This is a genomic window from Pantoea sp. UBA5035 (assembly GCF_002415245.1).
GTDB lineage: Bacteria > Pseudomonadota > Gammaproteobacteria > Enterobacterales > Enterobacteriaceae > Pantoea > Pantoea septica.
The window spans coordinates 14269-38988 of the sequence record NZ_DICD01000003.1 but is presented as its reverse complement, the minus strand read 5'-3'; the positions used below and the strand labels follow the sequence as shown (position 1 = coordinate 38988).

Below are 24720 nucleotides of genomic sequence, written 5' to 3'. Positions count from 1 at the left end.
TGCATTATCGAAAAATGCGTGGAGGAACCAGACAAAGTTGAAAAAGGCTGTCGCTTTTCACTGGTCTGCCGCAGCGCAGACAGACGGCGCCATGAGGCGTCTTCTTTGCATCGTTTTTAAGGGTGAACTGAAAGCGGCGCTCTCCACAAGCTGGGCACCGAATCTTAACTCGGCCCATTGGGAGACTCCATCAAGTTTGATTTAGCATGGGCTAAGCCTGGCACTTTTACCAGCATCGGCCAGTCGTCAGGCGGTGTGCGGCTGTATCAAGGGTCTCTATGCTGGCTCACGCTTCTGGCGCTAACTGCCAGAACAGCCGCAAAGTCAGCGATGAAAAAGTGATTAACTTATTTCCGCTTTGCATAATCAGATTTCTTTTCCAGGCTTAATAAACACGTTCTGTTAAGGAGGAAATATGTTAAATCCCTGGCAAAAGTGCATTGAAGCCTGTTATCTGTGCGCAGCCGCCTGCGATCACTGCGCAGCGTCCTGTCTTGAAGAAGAAAACCTGGATATGATGCGAAACTGCATCAGGATGGATATGCAATGCGCCAGTATTTGTCGTGCGGCTGCGCAATTTATGGCGCTCAACAGCGAATCAGCCAAAACGCTGTGCAAGCTCTGTGCAGATATTTGCCAGCAGTGCGGCGACGAATGCGGCAAGCACGATCATTGCCAGGCGTGCGCCAAATCGTGCCGACACTGTGCCGAGCAGTGCCGCAAAATGGCGGCCTGATAAAAGGTATCCGCTCCCTCAGGTAATTTGTTCACGTTAATATCGTCTGAGCCAGTAGCATGCGGCCCGTTGATCACGGGCCGTTAGAGAAGCGCTAAAGTTTATCCGACAGCTTTTTTTCTACCGCGGGCGCTACGCCTGTGAGCTCATTAAGCCCTTCATGATCGATTTCTTCGCTTGCGCTATCCACTGCCCGGGAAATAGTGAGCAGATCCTGTAATTCGCTTAAAAGCAGTGCGGCATCCGATTTGAGCATCTCATTTGAGTCAGCAGAGGCGATGACGGTATTGATAGCCTTATTTGCGCCCTCAATCATCTCAGTTACTCCGCCCTGTTTGCTGACGGCAAGAACAAGCGCGCTGATCAGTAGAGACTGCGCCTCAACGCGTGCTGTGAGCTGTTTTGTGCTTGCATCAATCTGAGAAATTTTAGCAAGCATACTCAGTACGACATTCTTCATCGCTTATCTCCCTGTCAAAAGAGCATCCTATGATCTGAAGCAGACAATGCACATAACATTATTCTGAAAGCCTGCTACTGAGGCGCATAAAAAGCAGGCGTGCGGATCAAGCGCCGATGATGTTTAACGAGGCAGAGGAGCGCATGTATCGGCAAACGATCTCCGCCTTAAGGCCGCGAAAACTTTAACCATACTAATAATAAATTTAGCATCAGGGTTTTCTGAAGCGCTTATTAAGCAGATGAGGAAGGTGCTATAAAGTAGCGAAAAAACAGGATATAAAACCCAATTTCCGCGCATATGCCAGAATATTGCATCAATATCGAGCGATAATTAACGTACAAACACCAGTCGATTTATACCTCCGCCGCCTGTTATTCATACCGTATCGGGATTACACTAAGCTGCTTTTTAATTAAAAACCTCTAATCAAAAAGGATGTTTAATATGGCTTCGAATGCTTCAGAGTCAGCACAGCTGGATGCCTGTAACAAACAGGTCGAGGATCTTAAAAAAGAGTTAGATAAGCAGAAAACGCTCTGCGAACTTTATCGGAACGAGATCCTCACCGACAGTGAGTTCCTGGGGTTTGCTATAGAAATTTTCGATAAAATTCAGGCGTCCATCAACAGCGAGGTCATTAATACCATGCCGGTCGAAGAGCAACGGCAGTTGCAGGAAACCCTGGTATACGTTAAAGAGCGCCAGGCCGCCGATAACCTGTATCGTAAAGAAGGCGATCCCGCACCGCGGACCTACGAAGAATATCGTAATCCCTGAATGATAAGCACTTTTATGATAAGCCGCCTGTCAGGCGGCTTTTTCCCCGGCAGAGGCTCAGGGCAGCGCCGCTCCTGTTTCAGTAAACGATCCCCGGCGGATTCACCGCCGATGCCGCAATCGCCTCATTCTGCTCGCCCCAGCGATTCAGCACCTGCTGATACTCTCCGCCCGCGATAGTGCCGTTTACCGCGCTCTGCAACGCCTCCGCCAGACCGTTGCCTTTCTTCGTGGTGACCGCCACCCAGGATCGCACCGGGCCGTAGCCGACAATCTTCGTATCGCCGCGCGACGCCACCTTCCAGGCCGCCATCGACTGCGGGCCGAACAGCGCGTCGGCGCGTCCCGAGAGCAGCGTCAGCGTCGCCGCCGCCTCGTCGGTGAGATAGACCGGCGTCACCGGCTTTAATCCTTTCGCGCGGTTCTGCTCGTCCCAGCCGAGCAGGATGCGCTCCTGATTAGTGCCGGAGCCGACGATAATGCGCAGCCCCGCAATATCCTCCGCCTTAGTGACACTGTTAATGGGACTGCTCGCCTTCACCAGAAACGCATGGCCGTCGGCGCGGTAGGTAGCGAAGTCGAACTTCTTCTTGCGCTCTTCCGTCACCGCGATATTGAACATCGCCACATCATAGCGTCCGGCGGTCACGCCGAGAGGCCAGTCCTCCCAGGAGGCGGGCACCAGATGCAGCTTCAGCCCGAGGCTATCCGCCAGCAGCCGCGCAAAATCGGCGTCGCTGCCGATACGCGTTTTATTATCGGACGCCAGCAGCCCCAGCGGCGGCGAGTTGGTATTGGCGGTGGCCACCGTCAGATAGCCTGGCTCGACAAAATGGAAACCCGGCGGGATCTTGCCGATCGCCTGCGGATTGGCCGGAGCCGCTATCGGCGTCTCATTCTGCGTAACGTCGAGGGTGGCCGCCAGCGCAGGCGGCAGCGCGCCGGCCAGCAGCAGGACAAGTAACGAGGCTCTCATCATCTTTTTCCTACAGCACGCGCGCAAGGAAGCGACACGTGCGTTCATGGCGCGGATTGCTCAGCACCTGGGTCGCGCTGCCCTGCTCGACAATTTTGCCATCCACCATAAACACCACGTTATCCGCCACTTCACGCGCGAAGCCGATCTCGTGCGTCACAATCACCAGCGTGGTGCCCGAACGCGCCAGCTTTTTAATCACGTCGAGCACTTCGCCCACCAGCTCCGGATCGAGCGCCGAGGTAGGCTCGTCGAACAGCATCACGCGCGGGTTCAGCATCAGGGCGCGCGCAATGGCGATGCGCTGCTGCTGGCCGCCAGATAAATGACGCGGCCAGGCGTCAGCCTTATGGCGCAGCCCGACAATATCGAGCAGCTCCCCGGCGCGCGCAACCGCGTCGCGCTTCGACAGCTGGCGATGAGCGATGGGCGCCTCGATCAGATTTTCCAGCACGGTGAGATGCGGAAAGAGATTGAAGTTCTGGAACACGTAGCCGACGTTGACGCGCTGGCGCAAAATCGCCTTCTCTTTCAGCTCATAGAGCTTGTCGCCGCGCCGCTGGTAGCCGATATAGTCGCCGTCGATCTGAATAAAGCCCTCATCGACGCGCTCCAGATGATTCAGCGTGCGCAGCAGGGTCGACTTGCCGGAGCCGGACGGCCCGACAATCACCGTCACCGAGCCGGGATCCAGCTCCAGCGAGACGTCGTCCAGCGCTTTATGGCGGCCGTAGCTTTTGCTGACGCCGGTTATGCTGATGGCGCCGGTGGCGTGCGCCTGCCGGTAATCAATGGCTTCGGACATGGCTAATCTCCTCATTTGCGGCAACGGGATTCAGGCGGCTGCGCCACTGGCGCCAGCGCGAAGGTTGTGCATCGCGGGTGACGCTGCGCGCCAGCCAGCGTTCGACGCCGTGCTGAATCGCCGACAGCACCGTGGTGATAATCAGATACCAGGCCGCGCCCACCATCAGCAGCGGAATCACCTCCTGGTTGCGGTTGTAGATCATCTGGATGGTGTAAAACAGCTCCGGCATCGCCAGCACGTAAACCACCGACGTGCCTTTGGCGAGGCTGATGACCTCGTTAAAAGCGGTGGGAATAATGGCGCGCAGCGCCTGCGGCAGAATAATGCGAAAGGTCCGGCGCGTCGCGGAGAGGCCGAGCGCCGACGCCGCCTCCATCTGCCCGTGATCGACGCCGAGGAAGCCGCCGCGAATTATCTCCGCGCTGTAGGCCGCCTGCACCAGCGTCAGGCCGATCACCGCCGCCGGAAACTGCCCCAGCACGTTGATGGTCTGGAAATGGCCCCAGGCGAGCGCGGTAAAGGGTACGCCAAACGAGAGCGTGTCGTAGAGATAAGAGAAGTTATAGAGAATAATCAGCACCACAATCAGCGGCAGCGAGCGGAACAGCCAGATATAGCCCCAGGCGAGACTGCTGAGCAGCCACGACGACGAGAGGCGCGCCAGCGCCAGCAGGCCGCCGAAAATCAGGCTGAAAACGGTGCCGAGCAGCGTCAGCAGCAGCGTCTGCCCCAGGCCGTGCAGGATCACCGGATCGAAAAACCAGCGGGCGAAGACGCCCCACTCCCAGCGCGGGTTCAGCGCCACCGACTCCACCACGCCCGCCAGAATAAACAGGGCGCCGATCGCCCCGATAGTGCGGGCCGGATAGCGCGCCGGCACGACTTTCAACTGTTGATGTTCCCTGCTCATTTTGCCTCCTTAACTCGCCTGCGCGACGCGGTTAACGTCGATCACTTTGGTAAAACGCAGACGGCCGTCATGGGGCGGCTGCCCGTAGCGTTCCAGATCGCCGCTCAGGTCGAACTGCGGCTGATAGCCGAAGCTGCTGTAGAGACGCACCGCTTCCGGCTGGCGAAAACCGGTGGTGAGATAGAGTCGCCGGTAGCCAGCGCGCAGCGCGCGCCGCTCCAGCTCCTGCACCACTAACAGCGCCAGCCCCTGACGCCGCAGATCGCCGCGCGTCCAGATGCGCTTCAGCTCGGCGGTCTCCTCGTCAAAAGGCTTATAGGCGCCCATGGCGATAATCTCGCCGTCGCGCTCCAGCACGATAAACAGGCCGCGCGGCGGCAGATACCATTCGGTCTTTTCGACTTCCTGGTTGTTGCGGAAGAAGTCGCCGTAGCGCGAGGCGTAAAAGGCGAAGAGTCCGCTCAGGATCGGCTGCAGCTCAGGCGCTTCCGGCGACACGTCGCGAAAATGTTGCTGGCTCATGGTTCACCTCTCAGTCGCCCAAGCCCGGCGGGTTAATTTCGGAACGATCGATCTTCTCTACGCCTTCGCCCCAGCGGTTCAGCACCTTAAGGTAGTCGCCGTTCTGGATCACGCCGTTCAGCGCGGTATTGATCGGCTCGGCCAGCCCGCTGCCTTTTTTCACCGTCACCGCGATGTGCGCTACTTTCGGCCAGCCGCCGTCGAAGCTCCCCACCAGGCGGGTTTTGCCGGTCAGCGCCGCTTTCCACGCGCCGATCACGTTCGGCCCGAAGTAGGCGTCGGCGCGGCCCGACTGCAGCGCCAGCGTCTGGGTAGCGTCATCTTTGGTATAGATCGGCGTGAACGGCTTCAGCCCCTTCGCCTGATTGGCTTTATCCCAGGCGAGCAGCACCGCCTCCTGATTGGTGCCGGAGCCGACGATAATGCGCAGTCCGGCGATATCCTCCGGCTTCGCGATCGCTTTAATCTTGCTGTCGGCCTTCACGTAGAAGCCGAGCGTGTCGCGGCGATAGGTGGCGAAATCGAACTTCTCTTTACGCTCTCGGGTGACGGTAACGTTGGAGATAGCCGCATCATATTTACCCGAGGCGACGCCGAGCGGCCAGTCTTCCCACGAGGTCGGCACCACGTTGAGCTTCAGGCCGAGGCTGTCGGCCACCAGCCGGGCGATATCTACTTCGCTGCCGAGCAGGGTCTTGTTGTCGTCGGAGAAGACCGTCAGCGGCGGCGAGTTCTGCGCGGCGACCGCCACGGTAAACGCGCCCGGCACCACAAAGTGATGGCCGGCCGGCAGCTGCGCTACCGCCTGGTCATTCTTCGCGGTATTAATCGGCGCTTTATTGGCTTCAAGGCTGACGCGCTGGCCGTTGTAATCGACGTTAGTGCCTTCGGCATACACGCCGCCGGACGTGGCCAGCAACAGCAGGGCGATAAGGGTTTTATTATTCTGCATAGCGAAGGTGCTCTTATTGTTGTGAGAACTGGTTAGCCGGTTCCTTCAGGCCAAAGCTGGCGCGCAGGGTGGTGCCGGGGTAGTCGCGTCGCGTCAGGCCGCGCGCCTGCAACACCGGCACCACGCGATCGACGAAGCGCTCGAAGGTGTCGGGCGTGCCGCCCTGAATGATAAAGCCGTCGGTGGCGAAGTTTTCGAACCACTGCTGCAGGCCGTCCGCCACCTGTTCCGGTGTGCCGTGAAACAGCGGACGCGGCGTTGCGGCTTCCAGCGCCGCCTGGCGCAGCGTATGGCCGTGCTCGCGCGCCTTGCGTTTGATTTCGTCGGTGGTGCTGCGGAAGCTGTTCTGGCCGATATCACCCAGCTCGGGGAAAGGCGCATCCAGCGGATACTGCGAGAAGTCGTGGTGATCGAAGAAGCGGCCCAGATAGTTCAGCGCGTCCTGGATCGACACCAGCGCGGCGGTGGTTTGATACTGCTGCTCGACATCCTCGGCGCTGTCGCCGACGATCACGCTGACGCCCTGGAAGATATGCAGATCTTCCGGCTGGCGGCCGTTTTCCACCAGCTGGCGCTTCACGTCGCGGTAAAACGCCTGCGCCTCTTCCAGCGTCGGCTGATGGGTGAAAATCGCATCGGCATGGCGCGCCGCCAGCTTTTTGCCATCTTCGGAGGCGCCCGCCTGGAAGAGGATGGGACGGCCCTGCGGCGTGCGCTGAATATTCAGCGGCCCGGCCACCTGAAAAAAATCGCCATGGTGGTCGATGGCGTGCAGCTTGCCCGGCTCGAAAAACTTTCCGCTCGCCTTATCGCGCACGAAGGCGCCCTCTTCCCATGAATCCCACAGCCCCTTCACCACGGTGAGATACTCGTCGGCGATGCGGTAGCGCAGCGCATGTTCCGGATGCTGCCTGCGGGAAAAGTTTTTTGCCGAGCCTTCCAGCGGCGAGGTCACCACGTTCCAGCCGGCGCGGCCGCCGCTCAGGTGATCGAGGCTGGCGAACTGGCGCGCGGTAATAAACGGCTCGCTGTAGGAGGTGGATACCGTGCCCACCAGCCCAAGATGTTCGGTAACGCCCGCCAGCGCCGACAGCAGCGTCAGCGGCTCGAAGCGGTTGAGAAAGTGGGGAATCGATTTTTCATTGATATAAAGGCCGTCGGCGACAAACAGGAAATCGAGTTTGCCCTCTTCCGCTTTGCGCGCGATGCGTTTCGCATAGTCGAAGCTGATGCTGGCGTCCGCCTGCGCGGCGGGATGACGCCATGCGGACATATTGCCGGAGGCGCCATGCAGGATGGTGCCCAGTCGAAGCTCTCTCGTGGTCATGATGTTCTCTCTGTTTTTGATGCAGCGATGCAGCTCGCGCGGCGCATCGGCACGCGCGAACGCCGTTCAGTTCAGGGGATCAGGTCAGAATGGCGTCGCAACATCGCGCGCTGAGCCGCTGCAGCGCGTGCTGCGCCAGCTGCGCGAAGTAGCGGGCGGCGGGCGCGATCAGCGCCTCGTCGGGATTAAAAGCGGAGTGATGCAGACCGAACGGGCTGGCGCTGCCGATGCTGACGAAGGCGCCGGGCGTCTGCTGGAGATAAAAAGCGAAATCTTCGCCGCCGAGGTGCAAATCGGCCGTCTGCACGCGGTAGCCCGCCTGCTCGGCAATCTCACTGGAAAAGCGCGCCCATTCAGGATCGTTGACCAGCACCGGCGGACCAGCATGCCAGCTCAGCGTCGCCTGCGCGCCCGCCGCCTCGGCGAAATGAGTCACCAGCGCCCGCACGCGCGCCTCCAGTCCGGCGCGCACCTCGAGGTCGTGAGTGCGCGCGGTGCCGCCGAATTCCACGCTGCCGGGCAGCACGTTCCAGGTTTTGCCCGCGTCGATGCGCGTGACGCTCAGCACCAGGCTGTCGAGGGTATTGAAGCTGCGGCTGGTCAGGCTTTGCAGCCCCTGAATAATCTGGCTGGCGGCGACTATCGCGTCGACGCCCTCTTCGGGATGCGCCGCGTGCGCCCCTTTGCCGCTGACGCGGATAATAAACTTGTCGGCGTTGGCGTAGAACGCGCCGCCGCGCGTGGCGAACGCACCGGTCGGCAGTCCCGGCTCGTTGTGCATGCCGAAGATCGCCTGCACCCCTTCCAGCACCCCGGCGTCGATAAACTGCCGCGCGCCGGCGGCAATCTCTTCTGCGGGCTGAAACAGAATACGCACGCGACCCTTGAGCTGCGCTTCATGCTGCTTCAGCAGCAGCGCCGCGCCCAGCATCACCGCGCTGTGCACGTCGTGACCGCAGGCGTGCATCACGCCGGGATGGCGCGAATGAAAGGCCAGGCCGCTCGCTTCATGCACCGGCAGCGCGTCAATATCAGCGCGCAGGGCGATCAGCGATTCGCCCTGACCGATCTCCGCCACCAGCCCGGTTTTTAGCGGATAGTCCAGCAGCGCAATATCCGCCGCCTGCAACCATGCGCGCAGCCGCGCGGTGGTCGCCTCTTCATGGCCGGACAGCTCCGGCCAGGTATGCAGCTCGCGACGCCACGCAAGCAGCTGGGAATCGAATGTGCTCATGGTTCTCTCCGCCAGGGTCAGGCCGCGACCAGATGGTGCGTCGCCAGCAGTTCCAGCGAGCGGACGCGCGCTTTCGGTTCGGCAATCGGCGTGTCGATAATAAATTCGTCGACGGCGTAGTGCTGCTGCAGCGCATCCAGCTGGGCATGCACCTGCGCGGCGGTGCCTTTCAGCAGCGACGGCGTGCGCGGCTCGATAACGTAGTCGCTAAAGCCGCCCTGACGCACGTATCGCTCCGCCTGCTCAAGACTGGCGACATTGACGCCCTGGCCGCCGTTGACCCTGACGTGAAAGTGGCGCAGGCCGTTGACCAGCAGATCCGCCTCTGCCGGCGAGTCGGCCACCACCACCTGTACCGCGACAAGCGCGCGCTGGCCGCTAAGACGATGATAGGTGCCAAGGGTGTTCTCCATCAGCTGGCGGTCGCCGTTGAGATGAGCGGCGAACACCAGCTGCCAGCCCTGCTGCGCGGCGAGGGTGGCGCTCTCTTCGCTGGCGCCCAGCAGAAAACGGTTAGCCGGACGCGGCGGCAGCGGCGTGGCGTGCAGCGCCTCTTCGTCGTCAGCCTCGCGCTGCGGCGCGTCGAGCCACTGACCCAGCTGCTTCAGCTGCTCGGCGAAGCTGCCTTTTGCCTGCCCGTCCACGCCCGCCTGCAGCGCGCGGGTCGACAGCGGCAGCCCGCCCGGCGCTTTGCCGACGCCAAGGTCGATACGGCCCGGCGCCAGCGACGCCAGCAGGTTAAAGTTTTCCGCCACTTTATAAGGGCTGTAGTGCTGCAGCATCACGCCGCCGGAGCCGACGCGAATATGCTGCGTCTGGGCGATAATCCAGGCGATCAGCACCTCCGGCGACGGACTCGCCAGCTGCGCGGTATTATGATGCTCGGCCAGCCAGAAACGGTGATAGCCCCAGCGCTCCGCCTGTTGAGCCAGCTGCAAGGTGCGCTGTAACGCGCTGCTGGCCGGCTCATCCGCGAGCACCGGCGATTTATCTAACAGACTCAGACGATATGACATTCACCCTTCCTCACTTATATCCCGTTGCGGCCCAGTGTGGAGCGAGGCTAATAATTCGTAAAACATCATATTGTCCTATGCATTTTTACATTCTGCATATCAATGGAATAGCGCACCCCGTAATATTAATAAAACTGACAGCCTCCGTTTTTATATCAATATAATTTCTCATTTTTTGCGCTTCGTTCCGGAAATAACATCCTGAAAAGAAGAAAATAAAAACGTATCGGCAGAAATCGTATTTGAGGTGTTATATCGCGAACTATTACACCATCAGCATCTGCGTGACCCGCAGTTGGATGGGTGCAATCAGGAAGGTAAAGTTAGCATTTGAGCTAAGTTAGCTTATTAGCTATCATTTTCACTGCAAGGAGCGAGCGTGTTTAGCGTAGAATTACACGGCGAAGCCGCAACTGAGCTGGAAGCGTTACCCGGCGTCATAGCGGCTAAAATGGTGCGTCTGCTGGAAAAACTGGAAGCTAATCCGCTTTCTCTTAGAGAACCGCACTGCAAGCCTCTGGGCAACGGCCTGTTTGAAATCCGTACCATGGGCGGTGAAATTGCCAGAGGGTTATGGGTTTATCAGACCGGTCAAAAAATCTTTGTTTTACGAATATTTATAAAGAAAACGGCTAAAACGCCGCTGGCGGAAATGGAACTTGCCTGGCGCAGACTTGAGGAGATGATCAATGGCGCATAAAACTCTGGCTGAAATGAAAGCCAACCTGATGCAAAGCGACGAGTTCCGTCTGGCCTATGAGGCTGAACTACGTAAAGAACGTTTGCAAGAGCTGCTGGCCGAGTGGCGTCGTCATGCGGGACTCAACAGCGCAGATGTAGCGGCCAGAATGGGAATTGCTCCATCAACCCTTTCCCGAATGGAAAAAAACATTACTTCCGCCAGCTTTGAAAACCTGTCGAAATATGCGAGAGCCTGCGGCGTTGAAATGGCCACGCTTTTTTTCAAATAAGGCAGCAGCATTTTTCACTTATTATAAAGCGTTAACTAAACACGCATCAATTTAAGGGCTTCCTGCTTAACAGACAAAGCCCTTATTTGTTATTTTCAGATAAGCTTTGCGCAATTCGTTGGTTCATTTGGCCTGCGCCGCGTCCGATGATGAATTCCGCCTTTTAAGGCAGTTGATAACAAAGGAATTCACATGACGCGTTTCACTTTTTCGCCACTGCCGCGCGCGCTGGCATTTGCTCTGCTTGCAGGGAGTATCACCGTTCACGCGGCGGAGACGCCGGTAAAAGGCGGCACGCTGATCTATCTTGAGCAGCAGGCGCACACCAATCTTTATCCGCCTGCGGGCGGCTTCTATCCCAACGGCGGCATCCTTAATCAAATCACCGATAAACTCACCTGGCAGAACCCGGAAACATTGCAGGTCGAACCCTGGATTGCCGAGAGCTGGAGCAGCAATACGGATAAGACCGAATATACCTTTAAGCTGCGGCCCGGCGTCACCTTCTCCGACGGCACGCCGCTGGACGCCAACGCGGTCGCGAAAAACTTCGATACCTACGGTCTGGGCAATAAAGCGCAGCGCCTGCCGGTCTCTGAAGTGATTAATAACTACGATCACAGCGAAGTGATCGATCCCCTGACGGTGAAGTTCTATTTCAAAAAGCCCTCGCCCGGCTTTTTACAGGGCACCGCCACCATCGGCTCTGGTCTGGTGTCGCTCAGTACGCTGGCGCGTAATTTCGACCAGCTCGGCGACGCGCGCCATATTATCGGCTCCGGTCCCTTCGTGGTCAGCGACGAGAAGCTGGGCCGCGAGGTCGACCTGATCGCGCGTAAAGGCTATCAGTGGGGGCCGAAAAACGGCCAGCAGCAGGGACCGGCCAATCTTGACGGCATCAAAATCATCGTCACGCCGGAAGACAGCGTGCGCATCGGCGCGCTGCTGGCGGGCCAGGCGGACGTGATCCGCCAGGTTCAGGCCTATGACGAGAAGCAGGCGAAAGATCAGAACTTCCCGCTCTATGCGGCGCCGACGCGCGGCGTCAACGACAGCATCAGCTTCCGTCCCGACAACCCGCTGGTAAGCGACGTGCGCGTGCGTCAGGCGCTGCTGCACGCCACCAACGCGAAACAGGTAGTCGATACCCTCTTCTCGCCCAACTACCCGCAGGCTAAATCGGTCATCGCCGCCAGCGCAGCGGGCTTTGTCGATCTCAGCGACAGGCTGACATTCAACCCGGAACAGGCGAAAAAGCTGCTGGACGAAGCGGGCTGGCAGGCCGGCGCCGACGGCATCCGCGCCAAAGCAGGCAAGCCGCTGGCGCTGACCATCTATGAATCGCTGCCGCAGCCGCAGAACAAAGAGGTGCTGCAGCTGATTGCCCAACAGTGGCGTCAGGTCGGCGTGGCGCTGACGGTGAAAGCGGGCGACGCGGGCAGTAAAACCCTCGACAGCCTCGATCCGCTGAAAACCCCGCTGACCGTCTCGGAAGTGGGCCGCGCCGATCCCGACGTCATCAAAAGCCAGTTCTATCCCAGCAACCGCGACGCGCTGCTGCAAAAAGGCGGCTCCAGCGACAAGGTGCAGAGCTTCCGCGACGACAAGCTCAACGCGCTGCTGCTGGCGATCTCCGCCGAGGTCGATCCGGCGAAGCGCCTGCAGCTAGCGGGCGACGCGCAGCGCTACCTGCTGGATAACGCCTACGTCATTCCGATCTTCGAGGAGCCGCAGGTGTTTGCTGGCGCGCCCTGGCTGAAAGGGGTGCGCTTTGAAGCGGTTGGCCGCCCGGCGTTCTACGGCGCCTGGCTGGAAAAACATTAAGGCGAGGTAAATGATGCAACACTATTTGCTGCGACGGCTGGGTAGCGGGCTGCTGGTGCTATGGGCGGCCTTTACTCTCTCCTTTGTGCTGCTGCAGGTGCTGCCCGGCGACGCGGTGCTGATTAAATTTCAGAACCCGGATTTGGGGCTGAGCCCGCAGCAAATAGCGGAGATGCGCCTCGCCTACGGCGCGGACAGCCCGCTGTGGCAACAGTATCTGCATACGCTGTTTGCCATGCTGCGCGGCGACTTCGGCTTTTCAGTGCAGGCGGGCGTGCCGGTGAGCGCGCAGATCGCCGATAATCTGCCGGGCACGCTGCGCCTGGCGCTGTGCGGATTTCTGCTGGCGACGCTGCTCGCCTTTGCGCTGGCGGCGCTGTCGCGTCAGCCCGCGCTGCGCGGCCTGCGTTCGCTGCTGCAGTCGGTCCCCGCGCTGCTTATCTCTATTCCGACCTTCTGGCTCGGCATTGCGCTGATCCAGATCTTCTCTTTTCAGCTGCGCTGGATACCGGTGATCAATCCCTCGCCGTGGCAGGGGCTGCTACTGCCCATCGTCACGGTGGCAGTGCCGATCTCCGCGCCGCTGGCGCAGATCCTGCTGCGCAGCATTGATGAGGTTTCAACGCAGCCCTTTGTGGCGGTGGCACGCGCCAAAGGCGCGAGCGAAAGCCGCGTGCTGTGGCGTCACGTCTTGCGTAACGCCATGCTGCCGGTGCTGACCATCGCCGGGCTGCTGCTGGGCGAGCTGATCGCCGGCGCGCTGATCACCGAAACGGTGTTCGGCCTCGGCGGTCTCGGCCAGCTGACGCAGCAGGCGGTAAATAATCAGGATGTCGCGGTGCTGCAGGCGGTAGTGATGATCTCGGCGCTCGGCTTCGTGGCGATCAACCTGCTGGTGGATCTGCTGATGCCGCAGTTCGATCCGCGCCTGCAGCGCGTGGCGGGAGGTGCCCTGTGAGCCTTGTCGACTACGCCGCCGCGCGTCGCGCCTTAAGCGGACGCCGGGCGCTGCGCGTGCAGCCAGGGTTATGGCTGGCGTGGCTGGTGATCCTGCTGGCTATAGGCGCCGCACTCGCGCCCGCGCTCTTTACCGCCTGGAGCGCCACCGACGGCATTGCCGGGGCGCAGCGTCTGGCGCCGCAGGCGGAGCACTGGCTCGGCACCGATCAGCTGGGACGCGATCTCTGGGCGCGTATGGTGTACGGCGCCTCGGCGTCGCTCTCCGCCGCGCTGATCGCCGTGGCGATGGGGCTGACGGCGGGCACCGCGCTCGGCGTGCTGGCGGGCGCCAGCGGCGGCAAAACCGAGATGCTAATGATGCGCGCCGTCGACGTGCTGCTCGCCATCCCTTCTCTGCTGCTGTCGCTGAGCGTATTGATCCTGCTCGGCTTCGGCACGCTGCACGCCGCGCTGGCGGTAGGCGTGGCGTCAATCGCCAGCTTTGCCCGGCTGGCGCGCGGCGAAGTGGTGCGCATTCGCCACAGCGACTACGTCGAGGCGGCCTTCGGCAGCGGCGGCACCTTTTTCGCCGTGCTGCGCCGCCATATTTTGCCCAACGCGCTGACGCCGGTGATCGCCTTCGCCGCGCTGCAGTTCGGCCAGGCGATCCTCGCGCTCTCGACGCTCAGCTTTCTCGGCTACGGCACGCCGCCGCCCGCGCCCGAATGGGGGCTGCTGATCGCCGAAGGCCGCAACTATCTCTCTACCGCATGGTGGCTTACCACTTTCCCCGGTCTGCTGGTGATCGCCGTGGTGCTGTCCGCCAATCGCATTAGCATTCAGATTGCAGGAGGTCGCCGATGAGCGCATCCGCGCCGCTGCTGGCGGTGAAACATCTCAGCCTGAGCTATCGCAGCGGGCATCAGTGGCGTCAGGTGGTGCATGACGTCAGCTTTGAACTCCGGGCTGGGGAAATGGTGGCGCTGGTGGGCGAATCGGGCTCCGGCAAAACCACCACCGCACAGGCCATTATCGGGCTGATGGCGGAGAACGGCCGCCGCGACGGTGGCGAGATCCGCCTCAACGGCGAAGATATCGCCGACTGGTCGCAGAAGCGGCTCGATCGGCTGCGCGGCGTGCGCATCAGCCTGGTGCCGCAGGATCCGGGCAATTCGCTCAATCCGGTGCAAACCGTCGGCGCGCAGGTTGAGGAGATCCTGCGCCTGCATAGCGACCTCAGTGGCGATGCGCGCCGCCGCCGCGTGGTGGAGCTGCTGACGCGCGTCGGCCTGAGCCATCCGCAGCAGCGCGTCGATCAATATCCGCACCAGCTGTCGGGCGGCATGAAGCAGCGCGTGCTGATCGCTATCGCGCTGGCGCTCAGCCCGGATCTGATTATCGCCGACGAACCCACCAGCGCGCTCGACGTGACGGTGCAGAAGCGCATCCTCGATCTGCTCGACGCGCTGCGCCGCGAGTCCGGCACCGCCGTGCTGTTCGTTACCCACGATCTGGCGCTGGCGGCCGAGCGCGCGGATCGCATTATGGTATTTCGCCACGGCGAGATTCAGGAGTCGGGGCCGGCCGCGCAGCTGGTCGGCGCGCCGCAGCATCCTTATACCCGCCAGCTGTTGCGGGATGCGGCGCCGCATCGCGTCGCACGGCGCGCGCCCGACCGGCTGGCGACGCCTGCGATTAGCGCCACCGCCATCGGCAAGAGCTTCGCGCTGGGCAAAAACAGGCGGCTGCAGGCGCTGCATAACGTCAGTTTTCAGGTGGCGAGCGCCTCGACCCACGCGCTGGTGGGCGAATCTGGCTCCGGTAAAACTACGCTGGCGCGCATTCTGCTCGGCTTCGAACGGGCGGACAGCGGCAGCGTGACGCTGGACGGCGCGCCCGTCGGCGACCTGCACGGCGAAGCGCTGCGCCAGCTGCGACGTAAGATCCAGTTCGTTTATCAGAACCCGTTCGCCTCGCTCGATCCGCGCCAGACGCTGTTGCAGATCATTGAGGAGCCGCTGCGCAATTTCGAACGGCTCGGCGCCGCTAAGCGTCGGCGGCGGGTTGAAGCGGTCGCCGAGCGCGTGGCGCTGCCTGCGGAGATGCTGTCGCGCGGCGCGCGCGAGCTTTCCGGCGGCCAGCGTCAGCGCGTCGCACTTGCTCGCGCGCTGATCCTCAACCCCGACATTCTGGTGCTGGACGAGGCGACCTCGGCGCTCGATGTGACCGTTCAGGCGCAGATCCTGCTGCTGCTGCAACAGCTGCAAAACGAGTTAGGACTCACCTATCTGTTTATCACCCACGATCTGGCGACGGTGCGCCATATGGCCGACAGCGTCACGGTATTGCGCGCAGGCGAAGTGGTGGAAAGCGGTGACGTTGTCACCTTGTTCGCCTCCCCGCAGCACCCCTATACCCGCGAACTGATCGCCGCCATTCCCCAATTTACTCCGCGAATGAGGGCTTCCGCATGAGGCGACGCATTGGCTTTTTCACCCGACTGCTGGACAAGATGCCTGCGCAGCAGCGCTACCGTCTGGCGACCGAGCAGATCCAGCATGCTGAACGGCTCGGCTTTGACAGCGCCTGGATCGCCCAGCACCATTTTCACGAGGCGGAAGGCGGCCTGCCGGCACCGCTGGTGTTTCTGGCGCACGTCGCCGCGCACACCCGCACCATTCGCCTCGGCACGGCGATTATCACCCTGCCGATGGAGAACGCCCTGCGCGTAGCGGAGGATGCGGCGGTGCTGGATCTGCTGGCTGAAGGACGGCTGGAGATCGGTCTGGGTTCCGGCGGCACGCCAGACTCCTTTTTGCCGTTCGGCCTGACCTTCGACCAGCGCGCCGCCGCCTTCGCCGATAACCTGCATCAGCTGCTCGGCGCCTGGCGTGGCGATTCGCTGGCGCATCCCGACAATCATCTCTATCCCGCCGCGCCGCAGCTGGCGCAGCGCGTCTGGATCGCCACCTTTTCCGCCGAAGGCGCGGCGCGCGCCGGGGCGGCCGGACACGGGCTGATGCTGTCGCGCACCCAGCCGCGCCCGGCCAGGGATCCCGCGCTGCCGCTGGATGCGATACAGAACCCGATTATCGACGCCTACCTCGACGCGCTGCCCGCCGGCGTGGCCCCGCGCATTCTCGCTTCGCGCACCGCCTTTATCGCCGATTCAGACAGCTATGCGCGCCGCGTCGCAGAGCCGGGCATCCGTCAGCAGGCGCAGCAGTACCGCGCCGCCGGCCACACGCTGCGCGGCGATTCGCTGGACGACCTTTTCGCCCAGTTCGACGCCCACGTCGGTGACGCCGTCACGGTGCGCGCCTCGCTGGCGCAGGACAGCGTGCTGCCGCGCGTTACCGATATCTCTTTTCAGGTGCACTCGGTCGAGCCGTCGCCCGCCGATACGCTGCGCTCCATTGAACTTATCGCCGAACAGCTTGCGCCCTGGCTGCGCACGCTCACCTCTCAGGAGACCCTATGACTCACTCTCACGATCTACTGGCGCAACTGGCCGATATCGATCCCGCCAGCGCGCTGGCGCAGGCGCGGGCTACGCGCGATGCCGCTACCCGCCACGCGCAGGGCAGCTACGAGGTGCTGTTTAGCCAGCAGGAGAGCGATTTTCCGCTGGCCGAGCGCCTTGCGCTGGCGGCGCAGGTGGCCGAATGGCACGGCGCTGAACGGCTGCGCGCCCACTACGCCGCCCATCCGACGTATCAGCCGCTGAGCGACAACGCGCGCCATCAGCAGGCGCGCGATTTTGCTCAGCGCCTGACCGTTGAGCCGATCGCCGCCGCGCCGTCGCACATTGACGCCTTGCGCGATGCAGGCTGGAGCGAGCGCGGCGTGGTGACGCTGGCGCAGCTGGTCGGCTTTATCAGCTTTCAGAGCCGACTGCTGGCCGGTTTGCGCCTGCTGCAGGGCGAAGAGAGCGGCAGTCCAGCGCACGCCGCCGTCGCGGGCCGCTGGCACAGCGCCGCGCAGACCGCCAGCGGCCAGACGGCGCTGACCGCCTTTACCCAGGCAGAACTTGGCTGGGAACCCTGGCTGGCGGCGAAGCCGCTGGCGGAGTTCAGCGCCGACGAGCAGGCGATTCTGGCGCGCTTCGGCCACAGCGACTCCGACTATTTCCGCCTGCTGGCGCGCAACCAGCCGGTGCTGGAGCAGCGCACCCTGACCGATAAAGGCATTTTCTACACCTCCGGCGGGCTGCCGCGCGCCGAACGGGAACTGGCTGCGACGGTGGCGAGCAAGATCAACGGCTGCATCTACTGCGCCTCGGTGCACGCGCGCAAGGCGTCGCAGCTCTCGAAAGATAACGATGCGGTACAGAAACTGCTTAACGTCGCGCCCGGCGCGGTGCTGTCGCACGGCCAGTCGCCGCGCTGGGCCGCCGAGATCGACTTCGCCGCCTCGCTCTCCGACACGCCGCCCGCCCTGCGTCTGAATCAGCTTCAGGCGCTGCGCGACCAGGGGCTGGATACGCTGGCGCTGCTCGACCTGATCCAGTCAACCGCCTTCTTCGCCTGGGCGAACCGCCTGATGCTGACGCTCGGCGAGCCTTTTTTGCCCTCTGACGCACAAGGATAAGCATGTCTTCTACTGACCAACTGATCGCCTGGCGGCGCGAGCTGCATCAGCATCCTGAGCTGTCGAATCATGAATTTCAGACCACCGAGCGCATCACGCGCTGGCTACAGCAGGGCGATATTCGTCTGCTGCCGCTGCCGCTGAAAACCGGCGTGGTGGCGGAGATCGGCCACGGCGACCCCGTAATTGCGCTGCGCGCCGATATCGACGCGCTGCCGATTGATGAGGCTGTCGACCATCCCTGGACGTCGCAGCAGCCCGGCGTGATGCACGCCTGCGGGCACGACCTGCATACATCGGTAATGCTTGGCGTCGCGCACCGCCTGCGCCAGCAGGAGCAGCAGTTGCCCGGCCGGGTGCGCATTCTGTTCCAGCCGGCGGAAGAGACCTTTAACGGCGCGCAGCAGCTGATCGACGCCGGCGCGCTGGAGGGCGTGCAGGCGATTTTCGGCATGCATAACGCGCCGGATCTGCCGCTCGGCACGCTGCGCACGCGCGGCGGCGCCTTTTACGCCAACGTTGACCGCTTCACCATCCGCATCCGCGGCAAGGGCGCGCACGCCGCGCGTCCGCATGAAGGCATCGATTCCATTGTGATCGGCAGCCATATCGTTACTGCGCTGCAGACTCTGCCGAGCCGCGTCTTCAGCGCGCTGGAGGCGGTGGTGCTGAGCGTGACGCGCTTTACCGCCGGCAACAGCTGGAACGTGCTGCCGCAAAGCGTCGAGCTGGAAGGCACGGTGCGCACTCATAACGACGCGATTCGCGAGGCGATCCCACACCGCATGCGCCAGCTGATCGACAGCATCGCCGCAGGTTTCGGCGCGGAAGCGGAGCTGGAGTGGATCGCCGGGCCGCCCGCGCTGGTCAATACGCCCGCCTGGGCCGACTTTGCGCTGGATCTGGCGCAGGCGCGCGGCTTCGCCACCGAGCGCGGCACGCCGCAGATGGGCGGCGAAGACTTCGCGTTCTATCTGCACCATGTGCCGGGCGCCTTTGTCAGCATCGGCAGCGCCAGCCCATTCGGGCTGCATCATCCGGGTTTCGATCCCGATGAGGGCATGCTCGAAGCGGCGGTGGACTATTTTACGCAGCTTGCGCCGCGCGCCCTGGATATCGTGGCCAGCGCATGACAAAAAAGAGGAGAAAGGAGATGGCGATTCCCGTTCCCGTACCGGTGCTGGATCATGTGGTCATTAACGTGGCGGACAGGCTGGACGAGGCGAGCGCGCTCTACCGGCGGCTCGGCTTTCAGCTCAGTGAACGCGGCCACCATACGCTCGGCTCCAGCAACCACCTGGCGATTTTTGGCGAGAACTACCTGGAGCTGCTGGGCTACGAGCCAGGCCGCGGCGAACAGCGCAAAGATTTATGGCAGGCGCCGCCTGGCCTGACCGGACTGGTATGGAAAACGCAAGATGCGGAGAGCGCCTGGCTGCATCTGCAGCGTCAGGATCTGGACGGCGACGCGCCCGCCGCCTTTCACCGGCCGGTGACGCTGCCGGACGGCGAAGCGAGCGAGGCGCACTTCCGCACCGTGCGGCTGCGCCCGGCGCTGATCCCCAACGGCCGCAGCTTTTTCTGCCAGCACGATACGCCGCACGCGGTGTGGCAGGCTGCCTGGCAGACGCATCCTAACGGCGCGCGCAATATCAGCGAGTTTGTCATCGTGGCGCAGGATCCGGCGCTCTCCGCTCAGGTTTACAGCCACCTGTTCGGCGCGGATCGCATCCTCGCCTGTCAGGATGGCGCCTTCGTGCTGAAGGCGGGCGAAGCGAAGGTGCGTTTCGCCTCCGCCGCCTATGCGCAGACGCGCTTCGGCTCGCTGCCGGCGGATTATGACGGCTCGGCGCGTATGTCCGCGCTCAGCTTCCGCAGCGACGATCTGGCGAAAGTAAAAGCGAGCCTGCTGCTGGGCGATATTCCCTTTCGCGAGGAGCCGGATGCGATTGTCGTGGCGGCGGAACAGGGGTTTAACGTGGCGCTACGCTTTCATTTGTGAGGTAAGGGATAGTACAGCCATTACGTCCTTCTCCAGGCTGTTGCGGTGCATCTGCGGCAGCGGCCTGAGAGATCATGGCTTTTGCAACGGCGCGTTCTCTGTGACAACTGTCAGCAATCCTGGCTTCAGAGCAAAAGTGCGGTGGATGATGTTTAGATGAATATCGGTTGACACCCCAGCCTACCTACTAGTAGATTCATGAACGACGATGTGGCCTGTTGTGTAGACGCACACGTAAGAAGCCCTGTGCCTGACATGTTAGCTGTCAGTTAACAGGTTCAGGCCCCTTCTCTGTTTTGCCGTTACTTTATCTTCATTATCGGAGTGTGCATGAATACCGAACGTTCACCGAAAGCCGCAGAAATCATGCATCACGCCAGGATGCTGCTCACCTCAGGCGGCTATAAAAGCTTTAGCTACGCCGATATAGCCGAACGTGTACAGATTCGCAAAGCCAGTATTCATCATCACTTCCCAAACAAAGCTGATTTAGTACAGGCGGTAGTCAGTGATTATCGTCAGCAGGCGCAGGCAGGAATGGCGGCAACCAGCCAGCACTTTGCCGGGGATGCACTGGGCGAAATTAATGGCTATGTGAATTACTGGGCAACCTGCATTAAAAACAACGATTCGCCCTTCTGCATTTGCGTCATGCTGGCGGTGGAATTACCGGTTTTACCTGAAGAGGTGGCGAAGGAGGTCAGCGGGCATTTTACTGACCTTACCGAATGGCTGACTGCCGTGCTGGACAGGGGCGAAAAGAGCGGCGTATTTACCCTGCGCGAAAGTGCAGCGACGGAAGCAAAATCTTTTATGGCAACGGTACACGGTGCGATGGTCGCAGCGCGCGCCTTTGATAACGTTGACCTGTTCCTGCACATTGTCGAACCGGCAATCAATAAGCTGATCAAAACCAACGCATTACTGCCTGCTTAAAAGCGGCGTCTGCGGCTCTTTGTTTTTGCTCTCGTTTCACTCTGCTCTGCCTCTCGCTGGCAGACAGAAAAAATAAAGCTGCTCTGAACATTTAATCCCATTGTACAGGGGTGTAAGCAGCTGGATTTGTCGTTGTTGTTTAGCCTACCTTCTAGTAGGTAGCAGGACTAAGATTTAAACCAACAGGCATAATGCTGGTGAAATTATGCTTATACGCGCTTGCCATTATGGGGAAGTTATTTATGACCAGTATTGGTGCTCTGCCTGCAGCGGTAAATTTAATATTGTCGAACGTTGACAGCATAAAAAACCGCTCTCCCGATTCTGTTGCATCTGGCTTCCAGACCCTCTTGCAGAACCAGGTGAAAGCTTCACAACGCCATGCGTTAAATATTGAAACTTTGCAGCTAAAACAGTCAGAAAATATCTCATCGCATCGGTTAGACACCGATACCCTGCTTGCACAGCTGCTTGCCAGTAGAAAAATGCTCTTACCTCCCAGAACTGCCGAGTGTCACTCAGCAACGACCCACAAGAGAGCGTTGGCAGAGTGTCGTCGGGATAATCACTCTGATAGTGAAGCCTGTGAAATACATTCTTCTGCGCATATTCAAAATACCCATTCTCACGCATGTCCTGGCCGCATCAATGATTCAGATGCACTGAACCTGGCGTGTAATACGCCTGTTGCAGGCATTCAGGTTGCGGCTCAGCCGCATTTTCCTGCCATGGCGATGCTGCCGCTTGCCTACCTGTTTATTTGGGTATCGCCCGAGTTTGTCCGGTTGCCTGTGTGATTTTCTAACGGCCATTCCTTGCGCATACGCAGAGTTCGTCTTTTAGGCCGCTCAGGTCGTCGCCAGACTGGTCATAGCCTTAATGAAGAGGATTAATTTCGTCATTCTTTTATGCACCAAACAACGTTTATTTTGTCTGTAACAGCCCCTGTCTATCTGGAGAATCATTATGCAAAGCAAAGAATTAACATCCGATCACTCGCAAAACCATTGGCTTCAGTCTTACTATTATATGCGCGCTGCGGTATCTGTTATCTGGATTACGCTTGCGGTACTTCTCGGGAAAGAGAATTCCGTTATCGGTGCCGTTCTGCTGGTTCTCTATCCTGCCTGGGACGCACTCGCTAATTATATCGATGCTCAAAAATCAGGAGGTTTAGCGGTAAACCCGCCGCAGAAATTCAACCTTATTGTCAGTATGATTGTCGCACTGGCTATTGTCTGGGCGCTCTCCATAAGTATAAACGCCACCATCAAAGTCTTTGGTTTATGGGCAATATTTTCTGGCGTGCTGCAGCTTTCCGCTTCCCTCCGTCGCTGGAAAACCTCTAACGGGCAGTGGGCAATGATTTTAAGCGGCGCGCAATCTGCATTAGCGGGCATATTTATGTTTAAGCAGGCCAGCAGTGACCAGCTTTTAGATGTCACGACTGTTGCACCCTATGCGGCTTTCGGCGTCTTCTATTTCCTGATCTCAGCCGTCACCCTGACGATAAAAAACAGCCGCAAAAGTAAAATCATTGCCAAACGACAAGTGGATTAACGGGGAATAGTCCTGTCTAAAAATACGCCTGACCCTCTTTGCTGAGTGAACAAGCGAGGCGTTCGCCCTTTCCTTTATTCAAACTTATGGCGAGAGATAAATATATGTCTACTGATAATTATCAGGCAGCGCTATTATCGCATCGACAAACGATCGATAATCTTGATGCCGCACTCATTTATATTCTGGCAGAGCGATTTCGGTGCACGCATAAAGTCGGCGAGCTTAAGGCAGCGCATAATATGCCGGAAAGCGATAAAAACAGGGAAGCGGTGCAGCTAGCCAGATTGAAAGCGCTCGCGGAAAGTTCAGGTCTCGATGTGACTTTTATGGAAGAAGTGATGCGTAAAATTATTGACGAGGTCGTACGCAGGCATGAAAAATTAAAAGCGTAACGCTGTAGCAAATTAACTTTCTTTAAAAGCCAGCATACTGTCGGCGATATCGAGCATGGCGCGCAGGCGATCCATATGCCGGAGGTCTTGATGGTAGCCTACCCAGATATCCCTTGATGGCGGCAGATCGGGAGTGGCAATACGCTGCAGTCCGGGAGTGGCATCGCCCAGAGGTTGCGGCAATACGGCAACGCCCATGCCGCACCGGCACATTTGCGCCTGAATCGCCCGGCTGGTGCTTTTAAAGGCGGGTCTTGACTGTGGAAAACGCTCGAGAAGCCAGGCGACATCGGGAAAGTGCGATTGCTCGGTGTTCATCAGGATTAGCCCCACCGACGCGGGATCGACGACCATTTTTTGCGCATTTTCAGGCGTGCCATAGAGAGCGTACGGCATACTCATCAGGCGACGCTGGACAATATCGGGATCGGTAAAGGGTACGATGCGGAACGCGATGTCGGCGTCGCGGCGCGACAGATTGAGCAGGCGGAAACTTGCGATGACTTCCGGCACAATCGCCGGATGACGACGCGTCAGTTCGCCGAGAACCGGCGCCAGAACATAGTTAGCAAACCACTCTGCTGACGATATGCGCAATATTCCTTCAAGTCGGTCATGATTCCCGGCCAGGCGACGTTCCAGCGCCAGCGCGGAGTTCTCCATCGCTTCCGCCAGCTTCATCACGCCGTCACCGGCGTCAGTGAGGACCAGCCCCTCCTTTGTCCGACGAAATAGCGCCTGCTGCGCCTCATCCTCAAGCGCCTTTATGCGGCGTCCGATCGTTGGGTGGCTCACGCCCAGACTCTGGGCCGCTTTGCCGAAAGAACCGTTGCGCATCACTGCAAGAAATACCTGAACGTCACCCCACTCCATGCCGCCGCCTCGCCGTTCAAAAATGAACGTTGAATATACAAAATTGTCAGTTCTCAAACAAGTTTGTAGGTATCACCATAGCTTCCATCACTCAATAGCCCTATGCGGCCTGTCAGGAAGCTGAAAACATGCACAAATTAAAAGATAAAGTTGCCCTTGTTACCGGTGGCTCCAAAGGTATCGGAGCAGCGATTGCCCGTCAGCTCGCGGCTGACGGTGCGCAGGTCATCGTCAATTACGCCTCAGACAGAATCGGGGCCAATAAGGTCGTGGCCGATATTGAAGCCGCCGGTGGACGGGCCGTGGCGGTAGCGGCGGATGTCACCCGCCAGACAGCGGTCCAGACGCTGGTCAACGCAGCCATCGACCATTTCGGCCGCCTGGACATTGTGGTGAACAACGCTGGCATTTATCAGTTCGCCAGCATTGAAGAGAGCACCGAGGCGCTCTATCGAAGACAGTTCGACATCAATGTTCTGGGACCGCTGTTAGTGACCGCCGCCGCCGCGCCGCACCTCGGCAATGGCAGCAGCATCATTAACATCAGTTCCTTCGTCACCCGCGTTTTTATTGCCGAGAGCGCCATCTACAGCGGCGCCAAAGGCGCTATCGACGCCATCACCGGCGTTCTTTCTAAGGAACTTGGTCCACGCGGCATCCGCGTCAACGCGGTAAACCCTGGCCTGATTGAAACGGAAGGCAGCCATAGCGTCGGCGCGATGAACTCGGACTTTCAGACGTGGAATGAAGAGCAGACGCCGCTCGGCCGCATTGGCCAGGTGCAGGATGTTGCGCCGATCGTCTCTTTTCTCGCATCGGACGAGGCGCGGTGGATCACCGGCGAGGTGATCCTGTCCTCCGGCGGTATGCGCTGAGCCCTGACGGCGTAACGCCCTATTCTGCCATCAC

The 24720-nt window shown here is 60.1% G+C and carries 28 protein-coding genes; 17 read left to right on the top strand and 11 right to left on the bottom strand.

The genetic code is table 11. From position 1 onward, the window contains the following. Positions 1 to 4: 4 nt before the first annotated feature. On the bottom strand, positions 5 to 178 hold the full coding sequence (locus tag B3229_RS21255; protein WP_414692032.1) for an ECs_2282 family putative zinc-binding protein: 174 nt from the start codon (positions 176 to 178) through the stop codon (positions 5 to 7). A gap of 237 nt (positions 179 to 415) precedes the next feature. Between B3229_RS21255 and B3229_RS01085 the strand changes: the two genes are divergently transcribed. Beyond that, positions 416 to 736, top strand: coding sequence for a four-helix bundle copper-binding protein (locus B3229_RS01085; RefSeq protein WP_286867858.1), 321 nt, complete (start codon positions 416 to 418; stop codon positions 734 to 736). A 94-nt stretch (positions 737 to 830) separates the two neighbouring features. Here the strand turns inward: B3229_RS01085 and iraP are convergent, their stop codons facing one another. Further along, a complete protein-coding gene (iraP, locus tag B3229_RS01080; protein WP_048784438.1) occupies positions 831 to 1196 on the bottom strand; it encodes an anti-adapter protein IraP in 366 nt (121 codons plus the stop codon). Between the two features lie 447 nt (positions 1197 to 1643). On the opposite strand from iraP, the gene B3229_RS01075 reads away from it, so the two are divergent. After that, positions 1644 to 1976 carry a hypothetical protein gene (locus B3229_RS01075; protein ID WP_048784439.1) on the top strand — a complete coding sequence of 111 codons (333 nt, stop codon included), beginning with the start codon at positions 1644 to 1646 and terminating at the stop codon, positions 1974 to 1976. A 79-nt stretch (positions 1977 to 2055) separates the two neighbouring features. On the opposite strand, the gene B3229_RS01070 is transcribed toward B3229_RS01075, so the two are convergent. The 8 genes from B3229_RS01070 to B3229_RS01035 all read right to left on the bottom strand — a co-directional run bounded on the left by B3229_RS01070 (position 2056) and on the right by B3229_RS01035 (position 9721). After that, positions 2056 to 2952, bottom strand: coding sequence for an ABC transporter substrate-binding protein (locus B3229_RS01070; protein ID WP_286868479.1), 897 nt, complete (start codon positions 2950 to 2952; stop codon positions 2056 to 2058). A gap of 10 nt (positions 2953 to 2962) precedes the next feature. Next, positions 2963 to 3757 (bottom strand): amino acid ABC transporter ATP-binding protein, encoded by a 795-nt coding sequence (locus B3229_RS01065; RefSeq protein ID WP_286867855.1) that lies wholly within the window; start codon positions 3755 to 3757, stop codon positions 2963 to 2965. Next, complete coding sequence (locus B3229_RS01060; RefSeq protein ID WP_286867853.1) at positions 3741 to 4670, bottom strand: amino acid ABC transporter permease; 930 nt, start codon at positions 4668 to 4670, stop codon at positions 3741 to 3743. Before B3229_RS01060 ends, B3229_RS01065 begins: the two co-directional genes overlap by 17 nt. 9 nt (positions 4671 to 4679) lie before the next feature. Next, positions 4680 to 5192 (bottom strand): GNAT family N-acetyltransferase, encoded by a 513-nt coding sequence (locus B3229_RS01055; protein WP_286867851.1) that lies wholly within the window; start codon positions 5190 to 5192, stop codon positions 4680 to 4682. 10 nt (positions 5193 to 5202) lie between these two features. Continuing rightward, positions 5203 to 6144, bottom strand: coding sequence for an ABC transporter substrate-binding protein (locus tag B3229_RS01050; RefSeq protein WP_048784444.1), 942 nt, complete (start codon positions 6142 to 6144; stop codon positions 5203 to 5205). Between the two features lie 13 nt (positions 6145 to 6157). Continuing rightward, a complete protein-coding gene (locus B3229_RS01045; RefSeq protein ID WP_286867848.1) occupies positions 6158 to 7471 on the bottom strand; it encodes an LLM class flavin-dependent oxidoreductase in 1314 nt (437 codons plus the stop codon). A 79-nt stretch (positions 7472 to 7550) separates the two neighbouring features. Further along, on the bottom strand, positions 7551 to 8705 hold the full coding sequence (locus B3229_RS01040) for an amidohydrolase (RefSeq protein WP_286867846.1): 1155 nt from the start codon (positions 8703 to 8705) through the stop codon (positions 7551 to 7553). Between the two features lie 17 nt (positions 8706 to 8722). Next, positions 8723 to 9721: an MsnO8 family LLM class oxidoreductase gene (locus B3229_RS01035; protein ID WP_286867844.1), complete on the bottom strand. Its 999-nt coding sequence runs from the start codon at positions 9719 to 9721 to the stop codon at positions 8723 to 8725. A 379-nt stretch (positions 9722 to 10100) separates the two neighbouring features. Here B3229_RS01035 and B3229_RS01030 point away from each other — a divergent pair, with 379 nt between their 5' ends. From B3229_RS01030 to B3229_RS00965, 14 genes are all read left to right on the top strand, one after another. Continuing rightward, the gene (locus B3229_RS01030) at positions 10101 to 10421 is read left to right on the top strand and encodes a type II toxin-antitoxin system RelE/ParE family toxin (protein WP_286867843.1); all 321 of its coding nucleotides are present in this window, start codon (positions 10101 to 10103) and stop codon (positions 10419 to 10421) included. Next, positions 10411 to 10692: a helix-turn-helix domain-containing protein gene (locus B3229_RS01025; protein ID WP_048784448.1), complete on the top strand. Its 282-nt coding sequence runs from the start codon at positions 10411 to 10413 to the stop codon at positions 10690 to 10692. The genes B3229_RS01030 and B3229_RS01025 overlap by 11 nt, the downstream gene beginning before the upstream one ends. A 192-nt stretch (positions 10693 to 10884) precedes the next feature. Beyond that, positions 10885 to 12516, top strand: a complete 1632-nt coding sequence (locus tag B3229_RS01020) for a TIGR04028 family ABC transporter substrate-binding protein (RefSeq protein WP_286867841.1) — start codon at positions 10885 to 10887, stop codon at positions 12514 to 12516. 13 nt (positions 12517 to 12529) lie between these two features. Next, a complete protein-coding gene (locus B3229_RS01015; RefSeq protein WP_286868478.1) occupies positions 12530 to 13474 on the top strand; it encodes an ABC transporter permease in 945 nt (314 codons plus the stop codon). After that, positions 13471 to 14319, top strand: coding sequence for an ABC transporter permease (locus tag B3229_RS01010; RefSeq protein ID WP_048784451.1), 849 nt, complete (start codon positions 13471 to 13473; stop codon positions 14317 to 14319). Before B3229_RS01015 ends, B3229_RS01010 begins: the two co-directional genes overlap by 4 nt. Then, the gene (locus B3229_RS01005; RefSeq protein WP_286867839.1) at positions 14316 to 15929 is read left to right on the top strand and encodes a dipeptide ABC transporter ATP-binding protein; all 1614 of its coding nucleotides are present in this window, start codon (positions 14316 to 14318) and stop codon (positions 15927 to 15929) included. Before B3229_RS01010 ends, B3229_RS01005 begins: the two co-directional genes overlap by 4 nt. After that, on the top strand, positions 15926 to 16936 hold the full coding sequence (locus B3229_RS01000; protein WP_286867838.1) for a putative FMN-dependent luciferase-like monooxygenase: 1011 nt from the start codon (positions 15926 to 15928) through the stop codon (positions 16934 to 16936). The genes B3229_RS01005 and B3229_RS01000 overlap by 4 nt, the downstream gene beginning before the upstream one ends. After that, entirely contained in the window at positions 16933 to 18045 is a 1113-nt protein-coding gene (locus B3229_RS00995; protein WP_286867836.1) for an alkylhydroperoxidase domain protein, read from the top strand. The genes B3229_RS01000 and B3229_RS00995 overlap by 4 nt, the downstream gene beginning before the upstream one ends. A gap of 2 nt (positions 18046 to 18047) precedes the next feature. Beyond that, positions 18048 to 19178: an amidohydrolase gene (locus B3229_RS00990; RefSeq protein WP_286867835.1), complete on the top strand. Its 1131-nt coding sequence runs from the start codon at positions 18048 to 18050 to the stop codon at positions 19176 to 19178. A 20-nt stretch (positions 19179 to 19198) separates the two neighbouring features. Next, the gene (locus B3229_RS00985; protein ID WP_048784456.1) at positions 19199 to 20047 is read left to right on the top strand and encodes a VOC family protein; all 849 of its coding nucleotides are present in this window, start codon (positions 19199 to 19201) and stop codon (positions 20045 to 20047) included. A 330-nt stretch (positions 20048 to 20377) separates the two neighbouring features. Further along, on the top strand, positions 20378 to 20983 hold the full coding sequence (locus tag B3229_RS00980) for a TetR/AcrR family transcriptional regulator (RefSeq protein ID WP_286867833.1): 606 nt from the start codon (positions 20378 to 20380) through the stop codon (positions 20981 to 20983). A gap of 242 nt (positions 20984 to 21225) precedes the next feature. Beyond that, positions 21226 to 21780, top strand: coding sequence for a hypothetical protein (locus tag B3229_RS00975; protein WP_286867832.1), 555 nt, complete (start codon positions 21226 to 21228; stop codon positions 21778 to 21780). Between the two features lie 169 nt (positions 21781 to 21949). Further along, on the top strand, positions 21950 to 22543 hold the full coding sequence (locus tag B3229_RS00970) for a DUF308 domain-containing protein (RefSeq protein ID WP_286867830.1): 594 nt from the start codon (positions 21950 to 21952) through the stop codon (positions 22541 to 22543). Positions 22544 to 22647: 104 nt separating this feature from the next. Then, positions 22648 to 22938 (top strand): chorismate mutase, encoded by a 291-nt coding sequence (locus B3229_RS00965; RefSeq protein ID WP_286867829.1) that lies wholly within the window; start codon positions 22648 to 22650, stop codon positions 22936 to 22938. 12 nt (positions 22939 to 22950) lie between these two features. Here the strand turns inward: B3229_RS00965 and B3229_RS00960 are convergent, their stop codons facing one another. After that, positions 22951 to 23811, bottom strand: coding sequence for a LysR family transcriptional regulator (locus tag B3229_RS00960; protein ID WP_048784459.1), 861 nt, complete (start codon positions 23809 to 23811; stop codon positions 22951 to 22953). 128 nt (positions 23812 to 23939) lie between these two features. Here B3229_RS00960 and B3229_RS00955 point away from each other — a divergent pair, with 128 nt between their 5' ends. Continuing rightward, positions 23940 to 24686 (top strand): SDR family NAD(P)-dependent oxidoreductase, encoded by a 747-nt coding sequence (locus B3229_RS00955; RefSeq protein ID WP_286867828.1) that lies wholly within the window; start codon positions 23940 to 23942, stop codon positions 24684 to 24686. The last annotated feature ends 34 nt before the right edge of the window (positions 24687 to 24720 follow it).

Coding starts and splice junctions, on each gene's coding strand:
- B3229_RS00955 (WP_286867828.1), top strand. CDS start 23,940: ATGCACAAATTAAAAGATAAAGTTGCCCTTGTTACCGGTGGCTCCAAA.
- B3229_RS01035 (WP_286867844.1), bottom strand. CDS start 9,721: ATGTCATATCGTCTGAGTCTGTTAGATAAATCGCCGGTGCTCGCGGAT.
- B3229_RS00980 (WP_286867833.1), top strand. CDS start 20,378: ATGAATACCGAACGTTCACCGAAAGCCGCAGAAATCATGCATCACGCC.
- B3229_RS01085 (WP_286867858.1), top strand. CDS start 416: ATGTTAAATCCCTGGCAAAAGTGCATTGAAGCCTGTTATCTGTGCGCA.
- B3229_RS01070 (WP_286868479.1), bottom strand. CDS start 2,952: ATGAGAGCCTCGTTACTTGTCCTGCTGCTGGCCGGCGCGCTGCCGCCT.
- B3229_RS21255 (WP_414692032.1), bottom strand. CDS start 178: ATGGGCCGAGTTAAGATTCGGTGCCCAGCTTGTGGAGAGCGCCGCTTT.
- B3229_RS00990 (WP_286867835.1), top strand. CDS start 18,048: ATGTCTTCTACTGACCAACTGATCGCCTGGCGGCGCGAGCTGCATCAG.
- B3229_RS01045 (WP_286867848.1), bottom strand. CDS start 7,471: ATGACCACGAGAGAGCTTCGACTGGGCACCATCCTGCATGGCGCCTCC.
- B3229_RS01020 (WP_286867841.1), top strand. CDS start 10,885: ATGACGCGTTTCACTTTTTCGCCACTGCCGCGCGCGCTGGCATTTGCT.
- B3229_RS00960 (WP_048784459.1), bottom strand. CDS start 23,811: ATGGAGTGGGGTGACGTTCAGGTATTTCTTGCAGTGATGCGCAACGGT.
- B3229_RS01015 (WP_286868478.1), top strand. CDS start 12,530: ATGCAACACTATTTGCTGCGACGGCTGGGTAGCGGGCTGCTGGTGCTA.
- B3229_RS01040 (WP_286867846.1), bottom strand. CDS start 8,705: ATGAGCACATTCGATTCCCAGCTGCTTGCGTGGCGTCGCGAGCTGCAT.
- B3229_RS01005 (WP_286867839.1), top strand. CDS start 14,316: ATGAGCGCATCCGCGCCGCTGCTGGCGGTGAAACATCTCAGCCTGAGC.
- B3229_RS01055 (WP_286867851.1), bottom strand. CDS start 5,192: ATGAGCCAGCAACATTTTCGCGACGTGTCGCCGGAAGCGCCTGAGCTG.
- B3229_RS00985 (WP_048784456.1), top strand. CDS start 19,199: ATGGCGATTCCCGTTCCCGTACCGGTGCTGGATCATGTGGTCATTAAC.
- B3229_RS01065 (WP_286867855.1), bottom strand. CDS start 3,757: ATGTCCGAAGCCATTGATTACCGGCAGGCGCACGCCACCGGCGCCATC.
- B3229_RS01075 (WP_048784439.1), top strand. CDS start 1,644: ATGGCTTCGAATGCTTCAGAGTCAGCACAGCTGGATGCCTGTAACAAA.
- B3229_RS01060 (WP_286867853.1), bottom strand. CDS start 4,670: ATGAGCAGGGAACATCAACAGTTGAAAGTCGTGCCGGCGCGCTATCCG.
- B3229_RS01050 (WP_048784444.1), bottom strand. CDS start 6,144: ATGCAGAATAATAAAACCCTTATCGCCCTGCTGTTGCTGGCCACGTCC.
- iraP (WP_048784438.1), bottom strand. CDS start 1,196: ATGAAGAATGTCGTACTGAGTATGCTTGCTAAAATTTCTCAGATTGAT.
- B3229_RS00965 (WP_286867829.1), top strand. CDS start 22,648: ATGTCTACTGATAATTATCAGGCAGCGCTATTATCGCATCGACAAACG.
- B3229_RS00995 (WP_286867836.1), top strand. CDS start 16,933: ATGACTCACTCTCACGATCTACTGGCGCAACTGGCCGATATCGATCCC.
- B3229_RS00970 (WP_286867830.1), top strand. CDS start 21,950: ATGCAAAGCAAAGAATTAACATCCGATCACTCGCAAAACCATTGGCTT.
- B3229_RS01025 (WP_048784448.1), top strand. CDS start 10,411: ATGGCGCATAAAACTCTGGCTGAAATGAAAGCCAACCTGATGCAAAGC.
- B3229_RS01000 (WP_286867838.1), top strand. CDS start 15,926: ATGAGGCGACGCATTGGCTTTTTCACCCGACTGCTGGACAAGATGCCT.
- B3229_RS00975 (WP_286867832.1), top strand. CDS start 21,226: ATGACCAGTATTGGTGCTCTGCCTGCAGCGGTAAATTTAATATTGTCG.